The sequence below is a fragment of the Ralstonia sp. UBA689 genome (genome assembly GCF_002298975.1).
Lineage (GTDB): Bacteria > Pseudomonadota > Gammaproteobacteria > Burkholderiales > Burkholderiaceae > Ralstonia.
This window is the reverse complement of sequence record NZ_DBMV01000024.1, coordinates 188,265-209,296: the sequence shown is the minus strand read 5'-3', so window position 1 is coordinate 209,296 and position 21,032 is coordinate 188,265. Positions and strand designations below refer to the sequence as shown.

Here is a 21,032-nt window from a genome sequence, read left to right as displayed (position 1 = left end):
GGTGCCAGCTATAAGCCTGACCTGACGTAGATCAATACGCGGGAGGGCCAGACAACAAAGATAGAACTGTTCAACTGTTCTTCAGAGAATTCTCTGAGTGAGCAAATCCTTCTCTTTTTCGAGTCCATGCCATGAAAAAGCTCCTCCTCACCGTCGCGATTGGCCTGACTGCGGGAATGCAACTGTTGCCATTGGGTGTGTCTGCGCAGGCCGCACAGCCGACGAAGGCCGCCACGGCGCCGGCGCAAAACACTGCCGAGTTCGATAAGCAGCTTGCGCTGATCCAGGAACGGATGAAAACGATGCAGAGCCAGATGGACCAGATTCGCCAGACCCAGGATCCTCAGCAGCGACAGCAGCTTCTGCAGCAGCATTGGGTAACCATGCGCGACACCATGGCCGCAATGCATGCGCTCTGGGGGCCCGGCATGATGGGGTATGGCCGGATGGGACCCGGCATGATGGGGCCGGGAATGATGGGTGGCGGTGGCCCTGGCTGTTGTGGTGGGGGCTGGTCTCGCATGGGTGGCTATTACCGAAACCTCACGCCCGAGCAGCTTCGTCAGCGCCAGTACATGATGGATCAGTACGTGAACATGCAGCAGCAGATGATGAATAACATGATGTGGAACCAGCAGTATTGGAGGGAGCAACCCCCTGCGAAGTGAGTAGGCCATCCTCCATTGCGTGAAATTCATGCGCCCGTCGCCAAGCCGTCAACAATCGCCTGGAAGCCATCGGCCATGCCCTCCGCCGGTGAGCGAAGGCAAAGGCGTGCACCTGCCGCTTGCGTAATGGCATGAACGATCGCGAGACCAAGACCACTTCCTTTGGCAGTCGTGACACCTCGCTCGAACGGTTGAATCAATCTGGAAAGCGTGTCCGCCGGGACGACCGGACTGCGGTTGGTGACAGTCAACCTTCCTTCGGCGGAAAGCTCAACCTGAACCGCTTCGGCGCGGGTGCCATGCTTTAACGCATTTTCAAGCAAGTTGCGTACAAGAATTGAAAATGCGTCGGGGTCGATCTGCGAGAGCACTGGCTCTTGGGGTAATGCCAGTTGAACGACACTCGACCGCTCAGCACGATGGATATCGTCAACGACGATCTGGAGGATCGGTCGCAAATCCGCAGGCGTATCGGCAAGCACTCGGCCACCTTCCGCTCGTGCCAGTTGCATCAATTTCTCGCTCAGTCGAGCGAGTGTGTGCAATGAAGTCTCGACGTTTCTGGCACGCACCTCGATCGACGTGCCTTGGGATTCCGCAATCAAGCGCTGCGTTTGTGCGAGTGCCGCTGCAATGGGTGTACGAAGCTCGTGTGCGCTGCTTGCGGTGAAACTGCGCTCGGCGGTCAACGCGCGATCCAGGCGCTGCATCAGATCATTGACCGAGTCCGCAATGGGAATGATTTCCGTTGGCATGCCCGCATCCACCAAGGGGCTCAGATCGTCGCGACCTCTCGCGGCAATGTCGTCGCAAAATCGACGGATCGGACGCAACCCGAAGCGAACGATCAGCCACGCGCCTAGAAGGGCAAACGGAACCAGCAGCGCGAGCGGCCGTACCACGGAAAGCGCTGCCATGATGGTGGCGTCGCGGCGCGCCGCCAACGGCTCCGCGACGACAATGGACATGGTGCCCTGAAGTACCGTTTCTGAGTAGAGTCTGTGCGAGGCCGTCGACATAAACCCCGATGCCGGATTCGGTGGAAAGATCGCCGGGTTCGCATCGTGAGACTGCAGGATGGTCTTTCCTGTTTGATCCCGCACAATGTATGTGAGCAATTCGTGATGCGTGCGCACGGCCGGGATGCGTTGCTCGTTACGGCTTTGTTCATCCCGGGCAACAATCTCCATCACGGCGAGCGGTAGCAGGCGCTGCGCCGTTTCCTGTAATGCGCTGTCCGATATGCGGTCGATCTCTTCACGCAAGACGTGAAATGCCGCGAATGCGGCGACCAGTGAAAGTGCCGCCAGGCCAAGCGCCAGCATGACAGCAAGACGGGCTTGCAGGCTGCGCAACATCGCTAGTCCTGCCGGATTCGATAGCCGAGTCCGCGCACGGTCTCGATCAGATCCGAGCCCAGTTTCTTGCGCAGCCGGCTCATGTGGACTTCGATTGTATTGCTGCCAATTTCGGCATTGAACGAATACAAACGCTCTTCCAACTGTGCCTTTGAAACGATCATGTCTGGGTGCTGGATGAGCGCTTCAAGCAGGGCCCATTCGCTGGCCGTGAGCGGAACATGGCGTCCGCCTCGCTTAATGTTGTGACCGACCAGATCGATCTCTAGGTCGTGCAGCATCACGAGCGGATTGGGATTGCCGGCGTAGCGTCGTCCAACGGCGTTGACACGCGCAGACAGCTCGGAGAGGTCGAACGGTTTGACGAGATAGTCGTCAGCGCCGGCATTCAGCCCGGCGATGCGGTTTGCGACCTGATCGAGTGCTGTGAGGATGATCACGGGGACTTGCGAGCCGGTTGCGCGCAGTTCGCGCAGGAAATCGATTCCCTTGCCGTCGGGCAGCAGAAGGTCCAGCAGGATCAGATCGTAAGTTGCCGCCGCTACATAACGCCGAGCTTCTCCGAGCGTCGTGACGTAATCCGTCGAGTGCCCGTCTCGAATGATCTGCTCATATACCGCCTGTCCGAGCAAGGGGTCGTCCTCGATCAGCAGCACTCTCATGTTCGTTCCTGGTGACGTTTATGAAGACTTTGACATCCCAACCTTGCGCGAGGATGAAGAAAAATCTTCGTCTTCGCAAGGTTGGCTTCAGGTCGGGGCAGCATTGTGGAGCCTGTCAAAACGAACAGGAATGGAGACGATCCATGACCCGCCACCCACTTTTGAAAGGCTTTGCGATCACAGCTCTTGTCGGGGCTTGCGTGATAGGCGTTCGACCTGCACTGGCAGACGATGATGACTGCAACGTGCCGCTTGCCGATTGGAAACCGATCAAGGGGCTCGATGCGCTCGCCAAAGCGCAAGGCTGGACCGTCAGCAAAGTCAGGACCGATGACGGTTGCTACGAAATCCGTGGCGTCGATCGTGACGGTCGGCGCTTCAAGGCGAAGGTCAATCCTGCCACGTTCGCAATCACCCGGTTCAAGACCGATGGCAGCAGCCGCCATGAGGGACGCGATGAGCACGGAGATCGCGACAGCGAAGGCGGGAGCTCGATTGACGCCACCAAGCCGAGAGGCGCCACCGGCAACCAGCAGCGTGACCCGGTACCGGCTGGGGGCATTGTGAAGCCTGGGTCGAAGCCGCAGGTTCAGATCAACTAGACAGAGCGACCGGGCGTCGCTCGACGTCATCGCCATCACGTCAAACTCCGAGAGGACAGATCATGAAAGTGAAATACGCACTCCCCATTGCGGCGCTGGCCGGTGTTTTCGCGATGCCATCGATGGCGTCAGCACGTCCGGTCACGTTTGAGACGCAACTGAGCAACTACGGTGGTGATGGCGCTTATGTCGTGATGTACGTAACCGACCGTGCGGGCCGCTATCAGGGCACGCTCTGGATGGCTGGCGACAAGACCAAGTACTACAAGCATTTGCGTGATTGGTCTCGAATGGCAGGCAGCGGGGCAAGGCTCGATGGGATCACGGGAGCGAGCGTTGGCGCTGGCAGGACGCTGCGGGCAACGCTCGACGTCGCCGATACGCTCATCGACGCCGGCTACGAGATTCACATCGATACGGCTGTGGAGAAGATGAACGAGAACCCGTCCGAGGTTGTCGTTCCGCTCACAACATCCGGGGCTGCAAAGCCAGTCAAAGGCCGCGGCTATGTGAAGTCGTTTCGCTACACGCTCTGAGAATTGCCATGCTTCGCAAGCTTCATTCATTGCCTGGATTGATCGCCGCGATCGTGCTGACGATCATGGCGCTCTCGGGGGCGGTGCTGTCGGTCAAGCCCGCCATCGACCGCGCGGCCGCTGTCCAGCCGGCTTCCGGCACGCTTGACGTCGCAACACTCGCTTCCCGAGTCAAGGCGAATATCCCCGGCGTCGAAAAAATTGCACGCAAGCCGTCGGGCGACATCGTTGTCTATTACTCGGCGGCAGACGGGCTCGCTGCACAGCGCATCGATCCTTCGACGGGTGCAGCCATCGGGCCGTACGCGCCGTCGGCCGGTATGCGCTGGGTGACCAACCTGCATCGCAAGCTGCTGCTGGGCGATGCGGGCCGCGCAGTTGCTGGTGTGGGTGCGGCTTTCATGCTGCTGTTATGCGCTTCGGGCCTCGCGTTGCTGGCGAGACGCATGGGCGGTTGGACTCGCCTCTTGGGGCGCATCCGTGGAAGCGGCCTGCAGCGAATCCATAACGAGATCGCGCGTGTCGCGCTGGTCGGGCTGACGTTGTCGGCACTGACCGGAGTAGTGATGTCATTGACGACGTTCGGTGTGCTCCCGGAAGGGGGTGCGGCAGAGCTTGCGTACCCGGCGTCCGCGATTACGCCCGCACCGCTGCCTGTTAGCCGGCTTGCCACGCTCAAGAGCGTGGACGCGACCGCATTGCGCGAGCTGACATTTCCAGACCCGCAGAATCCGCGAGACCTCTATGCGCTGACAACGTCGGAGGGAGCGGGCTACGTCGATCCTTCCAGCGGAACATCCCTTGCCTGGCGAAATAACGACGCGTGGCAGCGATTTCACGAAACCGTGTACATGCTGCACACAGGAGAAGGAATGTGGTGGCTGGCGCTTCTGCTAGGTGTTGCGAGCGCGTCGGTTCCTGTGTTGGCTGTCAGTGGTGTGTGGCTGTGGGCATTGCGTCGCCGTGCCACGCCCAAGATCGTCGGCAACGCGACCACGCGCCAAGCGGACACCGTCGTTCTTGTCGGAAGCGAGGGAAACACAACGTGGGCGTTTGCCACGGCCCTGCATCAAGCGCTCACGCGAGCAAATTTTCGGGTGCACATGGCGTCGATGAATGATGTGTCGTCGAGCTACAAAAATGCAAAGCGCCTCATCGTGCTGACATCAACCTACGGGGATGGTGCCGCACCGTCAAACGCCGCGCATTTCCTGCGTAAGCTGGCTCGCATGGACGCTTCTGCGTCGATGGGATTTGCCGTTCTCGGCTTCGGCGATCGTCAATTCCCGCAGTTTTGCGGATTTGCACAGAAGGTGCACGAAGCGTTGAGCGAGAAGGGCATGCATGCGTTGGTGGACCTCGAAAGAGTCGATCGTCAATCCGAGAGCGCCTTCAGGAAGTGGACCGAGCAATTGAGCGCCGCACTCAACGCGGAACTCGACGTAGACTACCGGCCGTCACTACCGCGCACCTTCGGCCTTCGCCTTGTCGAGCGTAAAGACTATGGCACCGATTCCGGCGCCTTCACCTCGGTGTTGCGCTTCGTGCGCGTGCCGAAGGGCGATTCGTTCCGGCAACGCTTGCTTGGTTCGCACCTGCCGTCGTTCGAGCCGGGCGATCTGGTTGGTGTCGTGCCCCCTGGGGATACCGTGCCCCGATTCTATTCGCTCGCCAGCGCGTCGAAAGACGGCTTCATCGAGATTTGCGTGCGCAGGCATCCGCAAGGGCTGTGTTCCGGTTACCTGACAAACCTTGCACCTGGGGATGTCGTCGAGGCGTTCATCCGGACGAACCCGGCTTTCAGGCCGGCAACTGGCACGGCGCCGGTCATCCTCATTGGCGCTGGCACCGGCATCGGTCCGTTCGTGGGGTTCATCCGGCACAACGCAGCCGAGCGCCCGATGCATTTGTACTTTGGCGCACGGCGATCTGGCGACGCGTTCCTGTACGACGAGGAATTGGCGGAACTTGTCGGCAAGCAACGCCTGACCGCGCTGACGACCGCATTTTCGAGCCCAACCGAAAAAACCTACGTGCAAGAGCGACTTCTTGCGGATGCGGCAACGCTGCGCGAGCTCGTGGCGCGAGGCGCGCACGTCATGGTGTGTGGCGGGCGAGAGATGGCAAGAGGCGTTGCAAAGGCCTGGGAGCGCATTCTGGCGGGTTCTGGAGTGACCGTGAATGACCTGAAATTGAGGGGGGCATATGTCGAAGACGTCTATTGAATATTCGAACGCCCGCGATCTTCACCATTACACGTTTAACGGCGAAACGATGGGCACGCGCTATAGCGCGCAGTGCTATGCCGGCGCAGATGTTGATCGCGCCTTGCTTGCCGATGAACTTGATCGTGCGGTGCAGGCGGTCGATCGAGAGATGTCGAACTGGAAAGCCTGCTCGGATCTCTCCCGGCTGAATCTGGCTGAGCCTGGTGTTTGGGTTCCCATTTCGGCCAACCTCGCGGCGGTGCTTGCGCGCGCGATCGAAATTGGCCGTGAAAGCGGCAACGCATTCAACGTCGATATGGGCGATGTAGTCAGCCGGTGGGGGTTTGGTCCGCGCGACGCTGATATCTCGGATACGCCAAGCGCGTTGTCTGCAGGGCCTCGCCGGCCGGCAGACGAGTTGCTCGAAGTCGATGCCATACGATGTCGCGCCCGCAAACGTGCCTCTGTGGCGCTCGATTTGTGTGGGATTGCGAAGGGCTTTGGTGTCGACGAACTGGGTCGCGTCATGAACCGCCACGGCATTCAGTCGTGGCTTGTCGGAATCGATGGCGAGATGCGCGCACGAGGCACGAAGCCATCCGGCGCCTTCTGGGCGATCGCCATCGAGCGGCCGCAATATGAGCGCAGGGAGCCGCTGTGCGTCATTGAGATCACCGATATTGCAATTGCGACTTCGGGTGATTATCGCCATTGGTGTGAATACGATGGCCAGCGTGTTTCACACACGATGGACCCGCGCACAGGAGCGCCCTTAAGCAACGGCGTTGCGTCTGTCACTGTGCTCGCAAGCAATTGCATGGACGCCGATGCGTACGCAACTGCATTGATGGTACTGGGCGCTGAGGAAGGCTTGGAACTCGCTCGCCGCAAACAGTTGGATGCGCTTTTCCTCGTGCGAGAGCGCGAAGGCTTGAGGGCGGTTGGTATCGGCTGCTTCGCCGAGAGGTGACGGCCAGACTGGCTGGTGGCGCCTTGGGTGTAGCGCGTTGTGCAGCCAATCTCAGGTCGCGCAAGAATATCCCGTTTCAGCCTTTAAAGGGCCGCAATCACTCGTCGCCCCGACCATACACGCTGCGACTGGGCATGTGGGTATTGATATGACACACGGCGAGCGTAGCGCTTGAGCTTCGCACACCCCCAACCCAGTATGGCCGGCCGGCGTTGCGCTATCACGTCAGCAGTCGGTTGCGATGCCTACTGCCGTGTGAATAGGCTTTAGGTTGATCATCCGATTGCGGTGGTGTAGACCAGCGCCCGCGAGTGAGGGATGCGGGCGGTTTCGGCGGATAGTTCGCAATCCCAAACGTTGTCGTCAGCGATTACTAGAAATGAGGTAGTGACGAACTCGCCACCGCATCGCATAACGGCGCTTGCATACGGTCTTCGGCAACGGATGTGGCGATGCGCGACTGCTCAACATGGTTACATGTCGTTGCAATTTATGCAGAGTGCGATCATTTGACGGCGCTAAGCTGGCGGCGCCTTCACTACAAAGGAGACACGCTGTGAAACCATCTCTTAAAGGCTTGCTGCTGGCCGTTCCAGCTTCCTTGCTTACCGTCGCATGTGGGGGTGGCGATGGCACCAGCACCGGCACCGGCACTCTCCAAGTTTCGATGACCGACGCGCCGTCGTGTGGTTACGACCATGTCTATGTCACCGTCAACAAAGTGCGCGTCAACGCCAGTTCGACTGCGGCGGATACCGATGGCGGCTGGACGGACGTCACACTGCAGACGCCGCAGAAGATCGATCTCCTTTCCCTCACCAACGGTGTCCTGAGCGATCTGGGACGTGCGCCTCTGCCGGCTGGGCAGTACCAGCAGATTCGACTGGTGCTTGCCGCGAACCAGGGCAATACGCTGGCTAATTCGGTCGTGCCCACTGGCGGCACAGAGCAACCGCTGGCAACTCCCAGCGCCACGCAGAGCGGCTACAAGATCATCCAGCCATTCACCGTGCAGCCCAATACGCTGGTCGACCTGGTGCTCGATTTCAACGCCTGCAAGTCGATCGTCACCCAGGGCAACGGCAACTACCGGCTCAAACCAGTGGTCACAGCCACCACGACTGTGGTGAGCGGCGCAATCGCCGGCTTTGTGGCGCCTGCCCAGGCTGGTGCCACCGTTTATGCGGAGCAGAACGGCGTCGTGATCAAGGGCACCGTGGCGGATTCGACCGGGCAGTTCACCCTGTCGCCACTCGTGCAGAGTTCGACCAACGGCAACTACGACGTCGTGATCGTCGACAACAACCCGGCTGGCGGGCACGCTACCGGCGTCATCCGCGCGGTGCCCGTGACCGCAAGCGCGACCACCGCGGTTTCCACCTCGGCCCAGCCGATTACGCTGTCGGCATCGGTGACCCGCACTGCCTCCGGCACGACCACCGCCGCGGCACAGGCGTCGTTGGTCGCACTGCAGACGATCGGGTCGGCGTCGTACGAAATCACCTCGACCAATGCCGATCTCAACACAGGCGGATACAGCATGAATCTGCCCGCCGCCACCCCGGTGGCCGGAACCTATAGCACCACGTTGCCGATTGCACTGGCTTCAGCAGGCACCGCCGGTGCATACACGATTCAGGCCACCAGTTCGACGGGTGCCGTTCAAACTGCTCCGGCCAATGTTGCGTCCGGCAATCAGGCTGGCATCAATTTCAATTTCTGACCACCAACGCCACATCGGCATTTCCTGACCATGAAGAACCTTGTGTTGATCTTTTCCTTAGGCATGTCGCTACTGGGCGGGTGCGCGGTCTACGTCCCGGATGCGGGCGTGGTCGCCGTGCCGCAAGGTGGTCCTGGCAATGGCTTCTGCCCGCCGGGCCAGGCCAAGAAAGGCAACTGCTGACGGCGAGGCTACGCGCAGAAAGGAAAAGGGTCGGTCGCGAGGACCGGCCCTTTTTCGCAGCTATCCAGCCAGCAGTTACTTTGACTTGCCCGAATGCATGCGCGTCTGCGACTTCCCATGCTCGCGCGCGCGATCTGCCGCACGAGCGCGGCCCTTGTCCCGATCAGCCGAGTCAGAGCCATTGGAGTTGGTGATGCCCTGGCTGCTGATGTGTCCCGTCGATGCGCCACCGGCGCCACCGCCCTTGGCTAGCACGGGAACCGATGTCGAGCAAAGCGCGACCATGACACCTGTTACGAGCCGTTGGGTTTTGTTCATATACGCCTGCTCTGTTTGGTAATGGCAAGTCGATTCCATGGAGTGCATGTTACGCAAGCGAAGTGCCAGTGCGACAAAACATAACCTCGTCTCGCGCACGTACGTATGCGAGTGAGGAATGCGACTTCGACGTAGCGGCTGTCAAGTTTCCTTCGAAGGTGCCGAAATGAAGACTCTGGAAGTCCGCGTTTCTCAATGTCGATCATGAAGCACAAAAAACTCAGCCTTGCTGTACTGACCGCATGCACGTTGGTGGCCGTGTTGCACGCGCGGGCAGCGGATAAATCACAAGCCCTGGTGCAGCCGCAGTGGGTTTCCCAACTCATCGTGAAGGAGCGCGGGACGAGCGCGGCAGACACGCTGGACGTCGCAAGCGCCACGCAGCGCTGGGCCGCCACGGCGCAGTTGCCGCTGGGTTACAAGCGCCCGATGTCGACGGGTGCCCATGTCGTCATGTTGCCCAAAGCCATGTCGCTGAACGATGCGGCCACCGTCGCCAAGCGCATGGAGGCAAGCGGTCAATTTGACTATGTTTCGCCCGATCGGAAGATGAGCCCGGCCGCTACGATAACCGACCCGCTATTCAGCCAGCAGTGGAACCTCATGCCAACGAGCACGGCGGCCGGCGGGGCCAACATCACGAATGCCTGGGGCACCACCAAGGGCTCGGCCCTGGTGACGGTGGGCATTGTGGATACCGGACTGATCGCAACCCACGCGGATCTGTCGGGGGCCGCCATCCGTACCGGTTACGACTTTGTCAGCAGCAAGGCAATGACCGGTACTCCAGATCCGAAGACCGGCTTGTCCATTCCGCTCTATTTCGTGGAGAACGATGGAAGCGAGCAGGGCCGCGATGCTGATCCCTCAGACCCTGGCAGCTGGGTCAGTAGTTCCGACGCGGCAAACTACCCGACGTTTTGTGGCGCGGCGACGAACAGCGACTGGCATGGGACGCTTGTCACCGGCCTGATTGCGGCCCAGCAAAATACGATCGGCATCGCGGGCATTGCACCGGCAACCGGCGTGCTGATGGCGCGAGCGTTGGGTAAGTGCGGCGGCGTCAGCTCCGACATCATCGATGCAATGACGTGGGCAGCCGGCGGTGCCGTGCAGAACGTTCCAGTCAACACAATCCCTGCAAAGATCGTGAACATGAGTTTGGGCGGCTTCGGAAGCTGTACGTCCGCCGAACAGGCGGGGGTCAATGCGGTGCGGGCGCTGGGCGCAAGCGTGATCGTCGCCACGGGAAATGAGGCAGGGCTGGTGGACTCGCCGGCAAACTGTTCGGGCGTGATTGCTGTGACAGCACATACCATCGACGGCGACAGGGCCTCCTACGCAAACGTCGGCGCTCAGACGACACTGAGCGCCCCCGGCGGTGGTTACGGCATGGTGCTGCCGGGCAACGGTAGCCTGATCCCCTCGCTGTTCAATAACGGTACGCAAGGGCCGACCACCGACGCCTACGCGCAAGGCGCGGGCACCTCGTTCGCCACGCCGCATGTCTCGGGTGTGGCAGCCCTGATGCTGGCGCTCGTGCCGACGCTCACGCCCGATCAGGTAGCGACGTTGCTCAAACAGTCGTCCAGGCCATTCCCTGCCGGCACGTACTGTGCAACACATGCAGGCATGTGCGGCAGTGGCATGCTGGACGGCGTCTCTGCGCTGCTGCAAACACAAGGTAAGCCGACACTCCACGCCGCCAAACCAGCCGCGGGGGCGACCGCAAATGCCGCAGTGACGCTCTCTGCGGTCGGCGGCCCCGGCTTCGAAACCGGCGTTACAAGCGTGGTCTGGAATCAGACCGCAGGGACTGCAGTGACAGTGACATCGAGTGGCCCCGATGCCAATGGCGCCATCAGCGGCGTCTTCACGCCGCCGAGCCAAGGCACATACAGCTTCAATGTCACGCTTACCAACAGTGCTGGCGCGACAGCCACAGATAGCGTCACCTTGAGCGTTGCTGCGGCCGCACCCACGTCAACAGGAACGCCGTCAACAGGAACGTCGTCAACGGGCACCTCTGGCGGTACGACGACAAGCACGTCTTCTGGCAGCGGCGGAGGCGGCACGGTGAGTCTGCCGCTCTCAATGTTGCTTGTCGTGGCGGGGATGGCTGCGTTTGTGCCGCGTCGGCGGGGCGTCGCGAGAGCTTGATGGCTTGGCGCTGTAGGGGCGGCTGCGTGATGTGCTAATGCTTGGGAGCGGATGTACCTACCGCGAGAACGCAGGTTGCAGCTCTAAAGAACCGCGGGGTTCAACAAACGATCTTTGATCGGCGAGCTAGGATTGAATGCACATAGGCAAAAAGATCAAACCAGCCTGTTTCACGGTTGAATCCGTTTCGGCGTTTTTTTGAAGAAGCGCCACAGCCAAAGCTCTCAGGTGTAATGCGTTCGAGCCTTTAGCCGACTTGGTGCGATTTTTGCTCGGCTCTCCAAACTGTGCAGCTCGCATAGTTGCCCAGAAGGCCGCCATGACACGAGAAATTCCGGACTACCCTCATTTCTGTCATGGACACCGTTGTGACGGCCGCTTCCAACGCCTTCCAGGATTTCCAGAGCCTGGTGAGCGGCATTACTGGCTTGGGGTACCAGTGGGTGGATGCGAGCACGCTCAAATAGTGTACTTAGATGCAAACCGGCAAGGCGGCGGATACCACACCGCCGCCTGCAGGGGGTACGAAAAACAGTTGCCTTGTGCCAGCGGGCGGGGCAGGTTGGTTACCAAATCGGTATAGCCTGTCCGCAAGTTCCACAGAGGCAGCTCCTTGCTAGTACCAATAGATTCATAGATTCGATTGCGCCAAGTCTTCAGCAAGGCTCGCGTTCAAAGACGATGGTGCCGCGCTATCGCAACTCGCACCGCATGCACACCGCAGCCGTGTGCCAGGCATTCTGGAACGTTACCGATGCCTTCACCTCGGCTGGTGCCTTCTCTGCGGGGAATAGCGTGAAACCCCAGCGGGCGAAATAGGCCGGGGCATTGGTGGACAAGAGATAGGCCTCGCGCGCGCCTGTTCCACGTGCCCGTACTAGCAGCCTCTCGATCAACCTGCCGGCAATGCCACGATCACGATAGAAAGGATCGACAGCAGTCGAGCGGACAAGAACTGAGTTTCTTTTTTGTTCCAATGCAGCGCACCCAACGATGTGACCTTTGTCTAGCGCGACGTGAAAGGTGTCAATGGTCCGTGGAATATCGTCTGATGGTAGTCCGCAATTCTTGAGGAGTGCCGCAATCTCGTGCGAATCGGCTTGATCTGCCTGACGCAGTTGAACATCGTCGGTTTGCATGTTGACAGGTCTCCTGGAAGCGCTTTCGCTGTTGCAACAGGCCTGGGCGCTTCGGTATGTTTTGATGCGACTGCCACCGGCAACATCGTTAAATCCGGCGCTTACTCGTTGGAAGGAAGGATTCGACTGCACTCCACAGGCTTCAACCTGTTGCAAGGTTTGATCAGAATAGTGGTCTGGTCAGTTGGGCGTAAGGAGCCGTGGACGAATTGCATGTCGGACGTCAAATCTTGTTTGTCAGATTTACCTGACAGGGTACTCAGCGTTAGCAAGCGTCATGTTTGATGCTGCGGCGCGGTGTTGCGCCATTTAGCCTCTGGCCCGGCGATTTCCGTCTTGACGGTTACCGCACTTTAGCCAAACTATCTGAAGTGCTCACTAGCCCATCCACTTGCGATGGACGTCGCTACCCACCTTGGGGAGTGTGACCTTGAACGATTCAGCGAGCACGCCTCGCATCTTCCTATCGACGCTCCGTCCCCGGCCTGACCAAGACAGGCTAGCCACGATGGTGATCGTTGCCTCCGCAGCTATCTTTGCGGCAGTGCTGCCATTTGCACAAGTTCAGTTGGGAGCAGTCTGGGGATTCATTCCGGTGTACGAGTCGGCGGTCGTCATCAATGACCTCGTCACTGCGGCGCTGTTGATTGGCCAGTTCAGCATGCTGCGATCTTCTGCTCTTCTGGTTCTGTCATTCGGCTATTTCTTCACGGCATCCATGGCTGTGGCGCACATGCTCAGTTTTCCGGGCCTGTTCTCCACCACCGGGCTCCTCGGAGCAGGTCCGCAAACCACAGCATGGCTTTACATGTTCTGGCATGGGGGCTTTTCGCTTGCTGTTATCGGCTTCGCCGCTCTGCCTGAGAAGGGGCCAACGCCGTACCTTCAGAAGCCAAGGGTGGGCGGTCCCGCACTGGTGCTTGTGGGATTCGCGTTTCTTCTGGCTTGCGGATTGACGGCGTTGGCGTCGGCTGGGCACGACTTGCTGCCCGAGATCATGCAAGGGAACACATACACGAGCGGGATGCTGAAGACGGTAAGCATCGTGTGGGCGCTCAACCTGCTTGCCGTAGCAGTGCTTTGGCAGCATCGAAGGCGCTCGCTGCTGCATCTCCTGTGTATGGTTGTCTCCGTGGCGTGTGTGTTCGACATGGCGCTTTCAGCGGTCTTCAATCATGGCCGATTTGATGTCGGATTCTACGTTGGGCGAGCATATGGGCTGCTCGCTTCCGGGTTTGTCCTGGTCGTGCTGATTATTGAAAACGGCAAGCTCTATGCTCGGGTTGTGGAGGCCCTGGATGGCGAGCGTAGGGAGCGCCAGCACGTGCAGGACAAGACCAGACAGTTGAATGAAGCCAACGAGCGGCTGGAGCAGCGCGTTGTTGATCGCACCGCCCAACTCACGGCAACCAACAAAGAGCTTCGGCAAGAGATTGTGGACCGAAAGCGTGTCGAGCGGGCTCTCGAACGCGCGCGTGAGGAGCTCAGCGAGATGGCATCGGTCAGCGCAACAGCAAGGGAGGAAGAAAAACGTCGCATCGCGAGGGAACTGCATGACGAGCTCGCCCAGTCGCTGGCCGCGCTCAAGGTCGATATGCAGCTATTCGAACACCAGCTCGCTGGCGGCAGCAAGTCGCTCGCGCAGCGTGTGGCCCTGATGGAGCGGACGCTGGATGACGCGATTGCGGCAACGCGGCGCATTGCGTCGGATCTCCGGCCGCCCATGCTTGACGATCTCGGGCTCGTTCCTGCCTGCAGGTGGCTCATCCAGTCTTTCCAGAGGCGATACGGAATTCAATGTGAGTTGACTATCGTGCCCAGTCAATTCGAGTTGGCCGAACCCTACGCAACGACCGTATACCGGGCAATGCAGGAATGCCTTGCCAATGTCGCGCGCCATGCGCAAGCAAGCCTGGTACATGTGAGGCTCTCCTATTGCGCGCCTGAGTTGGTGCTATCCGTCAGGGATAACGGCGTGGGTTTCGACCAGGCGAGCGCGGGAAGGAGCGATTCGTTCGGGCTGATTGGCTTGCGCGAGCGCGCCTACCTTGTGCAGGGGCGGCTGCGCATCGAGTCATCGCCTGGCGCAGGCACGCTTGTTGAACTCACGATCCCGGAAACAACGGCATCCGGACAACGACACGCCCCGACGTCTCAGTTGGACGTGCGGGCGCATTCCGTGTGAGTGTCTGTTTAGAGCAGGTTATGCCGGACGGCATAGTGGATGAGCGCTGCCTCATTCGGAAGGCCCATACGTTCAAGGATGCGGGCCTTGTGGGTACTGACGGTCTTCTTGCTGATGTGGAGTTCGTCTGCGATGTGGGTAATCGTATTGCCTCTGGCCAGTCGCAGGAAGACGTCGAATTCGCGATCGGACAGCCGTAAATGGGGGAGCATCTCCGTTGAGCTGCCCAGATTTTGCACCAGCAACTCTGCCACCGTCGGAGTCATATATGTGCCGCCGGAAGCGATCTTCTTGATCGCGCTTTCCAGTTCCTTCGCAGCACCTTCTTTGGTCAGATAGCCCATCGCTCCGGAGCGGAACGCACGAATTGCGTACTGTTCTTCCGCATGCATCGTCAGTACGAGCACCTTGAGTGCTGGCATTTCGCGGCGGATTTGGGAAATCAGCTCAACGCCGCTGCGCCCGGGCATGTTCAAATCAAGGACCAAGACGTCGGCAGTTACGCAACGCACCAGCGCAATCGTCGATGTTGCATCCGTTGCTTCGCCAACCACTTGCATATCGCTGGCCTGTTCGAGGATGTGCTGCAAGCCTTCGCGAAACAACGTGTGGTCATCTGCGATCAGAACCTTGATCATTTGCCACCCCTGCATGAAAGATTCATTGTCATGCTAAGCAGCGTACGGTCAACGCTTGCCGTCCATGTGTTCTGATCCGCGTCAAGGGGCCAAATTCCGTTCTGCGCGAGCCGCAGCTTTGTGGATCGCGAACGTGCGGCGCTCCAAGTGCTCCAGCGCGGGTGCGACTTCTCGCTTGTCATTGCACGCCTAGCTCACGTGCCAGGCGGAATCTCTTGATTCGCATCAAACGCACGTCGGCTGGATGCACGACCATCAATACGCGTATGCGGATTTGAGAGGAGTTGCCATGCTTGAATTCATCCTGTTGACGCGGTTATCGCCGGAGAACCTGAAGTCTCCTTCCAGCCTCGAAGGGCTCGAACAGAAGACGGTCAAGGAGATCGAAAAGGCCTGCCCAGGCATCGAGTGGAAACACAGTTACGCATTGCTCGGCCCATACGACTACCTTGACGTGTTTTCCGCGCCCGATCTGGAGACTGCGTTCAAGGTCTCCACGATCATGCGCACGCTGGGGCGCTCGCACTCCGAAGTCTGGCCAGCGACGGACTGGAAGTCATTCAAGAGTGTGATTGCATCGATCGATTGATCTGGTGCGCTGGCAAGGTTGGCAAGGCTGGCCAGCGCACATCAAGCCGCCTGGGCAGACGGCATCACCCCTTGATGCAGACGATCGGCACGAGTCGCGCAACCTTTCGAGCGAGGCCGGCTGATTCGGCGGCGTTCACGACACTGCTGACATCCTTGTACGCGGCGGGCGATTCTTCCGCCACGCCGCGATCCGATGGGCTGCGGATCAGGATGCCGCGGCTCGCCAGTTCGTCAATCACGGCCCGTCCGCGCCAGCGTTTTGCCGCCTGCATGCGGCTCATGCTTCGGCCCGCGCCGTGGCACGCAGAGCTGAAGGCGCGCTCGGCCCCGCCGCTGCCGGTGCCCGCCAGGATGTATGAGGCCGTTCCCATGCTCCCACCGATCAGGACGGGCTGACCGACATCGCGAATCGCCGCCGGCAGGTCCGGATGCCCTGGGCCGAACGCACGCGTTGCGCCCTTGCGATGGACGAACAACTCCCGCTCCACGCCGTCCACCACGTGTTTCTCCAGCTTGCAGGTGTTGTGGGAGACGTCATAGAGCAACGTCAATTGCGCATGCGGCAGCACCTGTACAAACGCGTCGCGCGTCAGCTGCGTGAGGATCTGCCGATTCGCCAGCGCGCAATTGATCGCCGCGCGCATCGCGCCCAGATAGTGTTCCCCAAGCTCGGAGCGGATGGGCGCGCAGGCAAGCTCTCGATGCGGCAGCTCGATGCCATAGCTCCTGGCGCCGACGACCATCTCTTTCAGGAACTCTGAACCGATCTGGTGCCCGAGGCCGCGCGAGCCGCAGTGAATCGACACCACGATCTGCCCTTGCCACAGCCCGAAACGCTCGGCGATGGCCGGCGCGAAGACCTGCTCGACTTCCTGCACTTCGAGATAGTGATTGCCCGAGCCGAGCGTGCCCATCTCATCCCGCTGCCGTTTCTTCGCTTGCTCTGAGACCGCACCGGGCTTGGCGTGGAGCATCATGCCGCCTTCTTCGATGCGTTCGAGATCGGCACGGGTTCCATAGCCCTGCTTGACCGCCCACACCGCGCCGCCCGTCAGCATGTCGTGCATCTTCTCGCTCGACAGGTGCAGCAGCCCTGTACTGCCGACCCCGGCGGGGATGCGTGCGAAGAGCGTATCGGCCAAGCGCACCTTGACCGCCTCGACGTCTTCGCGCACGAGGTTGGTTTGCAGTGCCCGCACCCCGCACGAGATATCGAAGCCCACGCCGCCGGCCGAGACCACGCCGCCGGCCTCCGCATCGAAGGCAGCCACGCCGCCGATCGGAAAACCATACCCCCAATGTGCGTCGGGCATGGCGAAGGAGGCCGTCACGATGCCCGGCAGCATGGCTACGTTGCACACCTGCTCGTAGACCATGTGGTCCATGTCTTCGATCAGGTGCCGGTCTGCATAAAGGATGCCGGGCACCCGCATCTTGCCGGTGGCGGGAATGTGCCATTCGAAATCGCTGCGCTTCTGGAGAAGGGCCATGTCCACGGTGGGGCTCCCATTCACACGTCGATCACGCACTGGGCCACCCATGAACCGTCGCTCCGCTGGCGCACGAGCAGCTCGGTGTAGGTCGCCCCCTTGGGCTCTACCGCTGGCGCATGCCGGCTGCGGTCGAGCGCTTCGCCCGTGGCCCTGGCCGAGAGGCTAACTTCGGCCCGGGCCACATCGAAGCGGCAGAAGAGCATCTTGCGAACCGCCATCTCATAGATGACGGCGTTGAGCCACTCAACCAGCAGCAGCTCGCGATCCGGCGCGGTGCACGTGATATTCACCGTCCTGGCGGGCTGCACCTGCGAGAGGTCAGTGACGATGCCCGTCAGGGCAAGTGCAGCCTGCTCGAAAGCCGCCTCGGGTGTGTCGCCGATGCCGCGGACTCCGATATCGGCATCGTGCGAGAAATGTTCCCAATGCGCTGCCATGCGTGCGCTCCTTGCGCGCTGTTCGCGCTTCATGTGCGCCCGGTGGAAGTCGACGCTGGCAACGCCGACGTGTCGCTGAGTAGTGGCGCATTTGTCATTCGAAAGCACAGGGGGACGGCATCAAACGCACGTTCGATGCAAATGCAGGCTAGTCCCCAGGTGGGAGCGGGAGTTGACGCAACACAATCGTCGGCCAGATCCCAGCGGCGGGTGGCGATCGTCGGGCATCGGCGGTTGAATCATTGCCCGGGCCGTGACAGCCGGTGCGGCTTCGAAACCAGGCGACGCTGCGGGCCGCCCCCAGGCCGCAGCCCTGGCAGCGCTCGTGGGTTGAGCTCATTCACCCAGCCGGGAGGTGCAGTCGGAGCGTCGGGCTTGGTAACGCGCCTGACAGCGGAGTACCCTAGCAATCACCGGGAAGGGCAAGGGGTGATCCAATGACAACAATCACCGAACTCCGTCCAGAAGCGCTGTACACGGTGTGCGATCCGGCGAAGCTGGGCTTCTCGACAACCGAGGCGCTGGAGGATTTCGAACCCGCGTTGCTTCATCCGCGCGCAATGCGTGCCATGCAGCTCGGGCTCGGCATGCGCAAGCGCGGGTACAGCCTCTTTGTGCTCGGTGAATCGGGCAGCGGCCGCCACGCCATCGTCCGCCAGTTGCTGGAGCAGGCGTCCCACGAGGGGGCGGCCCCGGAAGACTGGTGCTACGTCAATGACTTCTCCATGCCGGGTCGCGCCCGGCTACTGCAACTGCCTTGCGGCCGGGGCAAGCAGTTGCGTAACGACATGCAGGATTTCGTTGGCGAACTCGGGCCCGCCATCGCTGCGGCCTTCGAAAGCGACCAGTACCGCGAGCGCATCGAAGCGCTACAGGAAGAAGAGAAGACGCGCGAAGAGAACGCCCTGCATCAGCTTGGTGATGCGTCACAGCAGGCGGGCCTCGTCCTGCTGCGCACCCCGCGCGGTTTCATCTTCGCACCGCTCAAGAACAACGAGGAGACGTACTCCGACGAAGAATTCGCCCAATTGCCCGAAGAGCGGCAACGCGAGTTTGGCGAGAAGGTGACCGAGCACTACGAGAAGTTCCAGCGGCTGATGAACGAGTTTCCGCGCTGGCGGCGGAACTTGCAGAAGACGATCAAGGAGGTCGGCAGCGAGGTGCTGATGCTGGCGGTGGGCCACCTGCTCGAAGACATCAAGCCGGCCTATGCGGATCTGCCGGTCGTCATGGAATATCTCGATGCGGTGCTGCGCGACATCATGGAAACTGGTGAATCGCTGCACGGCCTGACCAAGAGCGAGGACGAATCGGAGACCACGCTGTACTCCGGTGCCATTTCCGTGCAGCGCTACCTCGTCAATCTGCTGGTGGAGAACTCGCCAGGCTGCGGGCGGCCGGTCGTCATGGAAGACAACCCGACCTTGCCGAATCTGGTCGGGCGTATTGACCACCACGTGCACATGGGCACACTGGTCACCCATTTCACGTTGATCAAGGCCGGGGCGCTGCATCGCGCCAATGGCGGCTTCCTGGTCCTGGACGTGGTCAAGGTCCTGAGCCAGCCGTACGCCTGGGAGGGGCTCAAGCGCGCACTGCACGCCGGCGAGATCCGTATCGAATCGGTAGCCGATCTTTTGGGGATGGGCGGGCCGGCGCAACTGCAGCTGCAGCCGGTTCCACTCAACGTCAAGGTCGTCCTGATCGGCGAGCGGATCGTCTACTACCTGCTGGCCGAACTCGACCCGGATTTCGCCCCCCTGTTCAAGATCAACGCCGACCTCGAGAGCGAGATCCAGCGCACGCCCGATTCCAGTGGTCACTACGCAAGGTTGATCGCGACGATGGCCCGCCAGGATCAACTGCGCCCGCTGTCTGCAGGGGCCGTCGCCCGCCTGATCGAGCATGCCGCGCGGCTGGCAGGCGATGCCGAGAAGCTCAGCACGCGCACATTGCCGCTGTGCGACCTGCTGCAGGAGGCCGACCATCTGGCGGGGCAGGCCGATACACCGCTGATCGAGCGCACCCACGTGGAGGCTGCCTTAGAGGCGCATCGCGAGCGTCATCAGCGCGTTGAGGAGCGCTATCGGGAAGACATCCTGCGCGGGCTCTTGCTGATCGACACCAGCGGCACGCAAGTCGGGCAGACCAATGGCCTGGCCGTCATCATGCTGGGCGCCGGCACCTTTGCGCATCCTGTGCGTATCACGGCAACGGTCCGCATGGGAGAGGGCGAGATCATCGACATCGAACGGGAGGCGGAACTCGGCGGGCCGATCCACTCGAAGGGCGTCCTGATCCTTTCCTCCTTCCTGGCGGCACGGTTTGGCTGGGCGATGCCGCTGTCATTGTGTGCAACGCTGGTGTTTGAGCAGTCCTACGGCGGTGTCGAAGGCGATAGCGCCTCGCTGGCAGAGCTCGCCAGCCTGCTCTCGGCACTATCGGGCCTTCCGATCCGCCAGTCGGTGGCGGTCAGTGGGTCGGTCAACCAGTTTGGCGTCGTGCAGCCGGTGGGCGGCATCAACGAGAAGATCGAGGGCTTTTTCGACGTGTGCGCCGCGCGCGGGCTGACCGGGGAGCAGGGTGTTCTGATCCCGGCGGCCAACGTCTGCCATCTGATGCTGCGCGAGAACGTGGTGGCCGCTGTCCGGGAAGGGCACTTTCACATCTGGGCCGTGCGGACGATCGACGAGGCGATGGAGTGCCTGACTGGTGTGAGCGCTGGCGAGCCTGATGAGAAGGGCGAAATTCCGGCGGGTACGATCAATTTCGAGATCGCGGTGCACTTGGCCGAACTGGCGCAGATGCGGCAAAGCCTGCTCAAGTCGAGCGAACGTTCTCGCAAGAAGAAAACCAAGGCGGCAGCGCCCAAGCCGGACAAGCCATAGTGCAAAGCGGTGCCGAGCCGTCAATGCCGTTTCATCGTCATGAGCAGGGGCGTCAGGTTGCTCGGCAGTGCCCATGCGGTTGGCTACCGCTGCGTCTGGCGCTTGCCCGTGAACTTCACGATCGACCGCAACGGCCTGCCGGCCGACAACGGCTGGGAGGCCACCCAGCTAGGCCGCCGAGCGCCTCGAACAGCCGTCACGCTACTGTTGGGTTGACGCGCTCTGTTGAGGCCCGACAGATTTTGGAAGCCTCGACAGGCGGCGAGCATGCCCC

At 60.9% G+C, this 21,032-nt stretch carries 18 protein-coding genes; 11 read left to right on the top strand and 7 right to left on the bottom strand.

Annotation, left to right across the window (positions count from 1 at the left end; all coding sequences use genetic code 11):
- Positions 1–131: 131 nt before the first annotated feature.
- The gene (locus B4F51_RS12195; protein ID WP_296225809.1) at positions 132–668 is read left to right on the top strand and encodes a hypothetical protein; all 537 of its coding nucleotides are present in this window, start codon (positions 132–134) and stop codon (positions 666–668) included.
- 26 nt (positions 669–694) lie between these two features.
- On the opposite strand, the gene B4F51_RS12190 is transcribed toward B4F51_RS12195, so the two are convergent.
- Together B4F51_RS12190 and B4F51_RS12185 are read right to left on the bottom strand one after the other, a co-directional pair.
- On the bottom strand, positions 695–2,026 hold the full coding sequence (locus B4F51_RS12190) for an ATP-binding protein (RefSeq protein WP_296225807.1): 1,332 nt from the start codon (positions 2,024–2,026) through the stop codon (positions 695–697).
- Between the two features lie 2 nt (positions 2,027–2,028).
- Positions 2,029–2,688 carry a response regulator gene (locus tag B4F51_RS12185; RefSeq protein WP_296225806.1) on the bottom strand — a complete coding sequence of 220 codons (660 nt, stop codon included), beginning with the start codon at positions 2,686–2,688 and terminating at the stop codon, positions 2,029–2,031.
- A 143-nt stretch (positions 2,689–2,831) separates the two neighbouring features.
- Between B4F51_RS12185 and B4F51_RS12180 the strand changes: the two genes are divergently transcribed.
- The 6 genes from B4F51_RS12180 (at position 2,832) to B4F51_RS12155 (ending at position 8,909) form a co-directional block, all read left to right on the top strand.
- On the top strand, positions 2,832–3,290 hold the full coding sequence (locus B4F51_RS12180; protein ID WP_296225804.1) for a PepSY domain-containing protein: 459 nt from the start codon (positions 2,832–2,834) through the stop codon (positions 3,288–3,290).
- 68 nt (positions 3,291–3,358) lie between these two features.
- Positions 3,359–3,826, top strand: coding sequence for a DUF2271 domain-containing protein (locus B4F51_RS12175; RefSeq protein WP_296225846.1), 468 nt, complete (start codon positions 3,359–3,361; stop codon positions 3,824–3,826).
- Between the two features lie 8 nt (positions 3,827–3,834).
- A complete protein-coding gene (locus B4F51_RS12170; protein ID WP_296225803.1) occupies positions 3,835–6,051 on the top strand; it encodes a PepSY domain-containing protein in 2,217 nt (738 codons plus the stop codon).
- Positions 6,032–7,003, top strand: a complete 972-nt coding sequence (locus B4F51_RS12165) for an FAD:protein FMN transferase (RefSeq protein ID WP_296225801.1) — start codon at positions 6,032–6,034, stop codon at positions 7,001–7,003. The genes B4F51_RS12170 and B4F51_RS12165 overlap by 20 nt, the downstream gene beginning before the upstream one ends.
- Positions 7,004–7,559: 556 nt before the next feature.
- A complete protein-coding gene (locus B4F51_RS12160; RefSeq protein WP_296225799.1) occupies positions 7,560–8,726 on the top strand; it encodes a DUF4382 domain-containing protein in 1,167 nt (388 codons plus the stop codon).
- Between the two features lie 30 nt (positions 8,727–8,756).
- Positions 8,757–8,909, top strand: a complete 153-nt coding sequence (locus B4F51_RS12155; RefSeq protein WP_296225797.1) for a hypothetical protein — start codon at positions 8,757–8,759, stop codon at positions 8,907–8,909.
- A gap of 75 nt (positions 8,910–8,984) precedes the next feature.
- On the opposite strand, the gene B4F51_RS12150 is transcribed toward B4F51_RS12155, so the two are convergent.
- The gene (locus B4F51_RS12150; RefSeq protein ID WP_414706754.1) at positions 8,985–9,227 is read right to left on the bottom strand and encodes a hypothetical protein; all 243 of its coding nucleotides are present in this window, start codon (positions 9,225–9,227) and stop codon (positions 8,985–8,987) included.
- A 195-nt stretch (positions 9,228–9,422) separates the two neighbouring features.
- On the opposite strand from B4F51_RS12150, the gene B4F51_RS12145 reads away from it, so the two are divergent.
- Entirely contained in the window at positions 9,423–11,387 is a 1,965-nt protein-coding gene (locus B4F51_RS12145) for a S8 family serine peptidase (protein WP_296225795.1), read from the top strand.
- A gap of 692 nt (positions 11,388–12,079) precedes the next feature.
- Here B4F51_RS12145 and B4F51_RS12140 read toward each other — a convergent pair.
- Positions 12,080–12,526 (bottom strand): GNAT family N-acetyltransferase, encoded by a 447-nt coding sequence (locus B4F51_RS12140; protein ID WP_296225793.1) that lies wholly within the window; start codon positions 12,524–12,526, stop codon positions 12,080–12,082.
- Between the two features lie 430 nt (positions 12,527–12,956).
- Here B4F51_RS12140 and B4F51_RS12135 point away from each other — a divergent pair, with 430 nt between their 5' ends.
- On the top strand, positions 12,957–14,711 hold the full coding sequence (locus B4F51_RS12135) for an MASE4 domain-containing protein (RefSeq protein WP_414706753.1): 1,755 nt from the start codon (positions 12,957–12,959) through the stop codon (positions 14,709–14,711).
- Positions 14,712–14,719: 8 nt separating this feature from the next.
- Here B4F51_RS12135 and B4F51_RS12130 read toward each other — a convergent pair whose 3' ends face one another.
- The gene (locus B4F51_RS12130; protein WP_296225789.1) at positions 14,720–15,349 is read right to left on the bottom strand and encodes a response regulator; all 630 of its coding nucleotides are present in this window, start codon (positions 15,347–15,349) and stop codon (positions 14,720–14,722) included.
- Between the two features lie 289 nt (positions 15,350–15,638).
- On the opposite strand from B4F51_RS12130, the gene B4F51_RS12125 reads away from it, so the two are divergent.
- A complete protein-coding gene (locus B4F51_RS12125) occupies positions 15,639–15,938 on the top strand; it encodes a GYD domain-containing protein (protein ID WP_296225787.1) in 300 nt (99 codons plus the stop codon).
- Positions 15,939–16,002: 64 nt separating this feature from the next.
- On the opposite strand, the gene B4F51_RS12120 is transcribed toward B4F51_RS12125, so the two are convergent.
- Complete coding sequence (locus B4F51_RS12120) at positions 16,003–17,430, bottom strand: RtcB family protein (RefSeq protein WP_296225785.1); 1,428 nt, start codon at positions 17,428–17,430, stop codon at positions 16,003–16,005.
- Positions 17,431–17,450: 20 nt separating this feature from the next.
- On the bottom strand, positions 17,451–17,870 hold the full coding sequence (locus tag B4F51_RS12115; protein WP_296225783.1) for an archease: 420 nt from the start codon (positions 17,868–17,870) through the stop codon (positions 17,451–17,453).
- Between the two features lie 437 nt (positions 17,871–18,307).
- Between B4F51_RS12115 and B4F51_RS12110 the strand changes: the two genes are divergently transcribed.
- Positions 18,308–20,758, top strand: a complete 2,451-nt coding sequence (locus tag B4F51_RS12110) for a Lon protease family protein (RefSeq protein ID WP_296225781.1) — start codon at positions 18,308–18,310, stop codon at positions 20,756–20,758.
- The last annotated feature ends 274 nt before the right edge of the window (positions 20,759–21,032 follow it).

What these genes read in the sequence shown, in the direction of transcription:
- B4F51_RS12195 (WP_296225809.1), top strand. Translation starts at nt 132, where the DNA reads ATGAAAAAGCTCCTCCTCACCGTCGCGATTGGCCTGACTGCGGGAATG.
- B4F51_RS12190 (WP_296225807.1), bottom strand. Translation starts at nt 2,026, where the DNA reads ATGTTGCGCAGCCTGCAAGCCCGTCTTGCTGTCATGCTGGCGCTTGGC.
- B4F51_RS12185 (WP_296225806.1), bottom strand. Translation starts at nt 2,688, where the DNA reads ATGAGAGTGCTGCTGATCGAGGACGACCCCTTGCTCGGACAGGCGGTA.
- B4F51_RS12180 (WP_296225804.1), top strand. Translation starts at nt 2,832, where the DNA reads ATGACCCGCCACCCACTTTTGAAAGGCTTTGCGATCACAGCTCTTGTC.
- B4F51_RS12170 (WP_296225803.1), top strand. Translation starts at nt 3,835, where the DNA reads ATGCTTCGCAAGCTTCATTCATTGCCTGGATTGATCGCCGCGATCGTG.
- B4F51_RS12165 (WP_296225801.1), top strand. Translation starts at nt 6,032, where the DNA reads ATGTCGAAGACGTCTATTGAATATTCGAACGCCCGCGATCTTCACCAT.
- B4F51_RS12155 (WP_296225797.1), top strand. Translation starts at nt 8,757, where the DNA reads ATGAAGAACCTTGTGTTGATCTTTTCCTTAGGCATGTCGCTACTGGGC.
- B4F51_RS12150 (WP_414706754.1), bottom strand. Translation starts at nt 9,227, where the DNA reads ATGAACAAAACCCAACGGCTCGTAACAGGTGTCATGGTCGCGCTTTGC.
- B4F51_RS12145 (WP_296225795.1), top strand. Translation starts at nt 9,423, where the DNA reads ATGTCGATCATGAAGCACAAAAAACTCAGCCTTGCTGTACTGACCGCA.
- B4F51_RS12140 (WP_296225793.1), bottom strand. Translation starts at nt 12,526, where the DNA reads ATGCAAACCGACGATGTTCAACTGCGTCAGGCAGATCAAGCCGATTCG.
- B4F51_RS12130 (WP_296225789.1), bottom strand. Translation starts at nt 15,349, where the DNA reads ATGATCAAGGTTCTGATCGCAGATGACCACACGTTGTTTCGCGAAGGC.
- B4F51_RS12125 (WP_296225787.1), top strand. Translation starts at nt 15,639, where the DNA reads ATGCTTGAATTCATCCTGTTGACGCGGTTATCGCCGGAGAACCTGAAG.
- B4F51_RS12120 (WP_296225785.1), bottom strand. Translation starts at nt 17,430, where the DNA reads ATGGCCCTTCTCCAGAAGCGCAGCGATTTCGAATGGCACATTCCCGCC.
- B4F51_RS12115 (WP_296225783.1), bottom strand. Translation starts at nt 17,870, where the DNA reads ATGGCAGCGCATTGGGAACATTTCTCGCACGATGCCGATATCGGAGTC.
- B4F51_RS12110 (WP_296225781.1), top strand. Translation starts at nt 18,308, where the DNA reads ATGACAACAATCACCGAACTCCGTCCAGAAGCGCTGTACACGGTGTGC.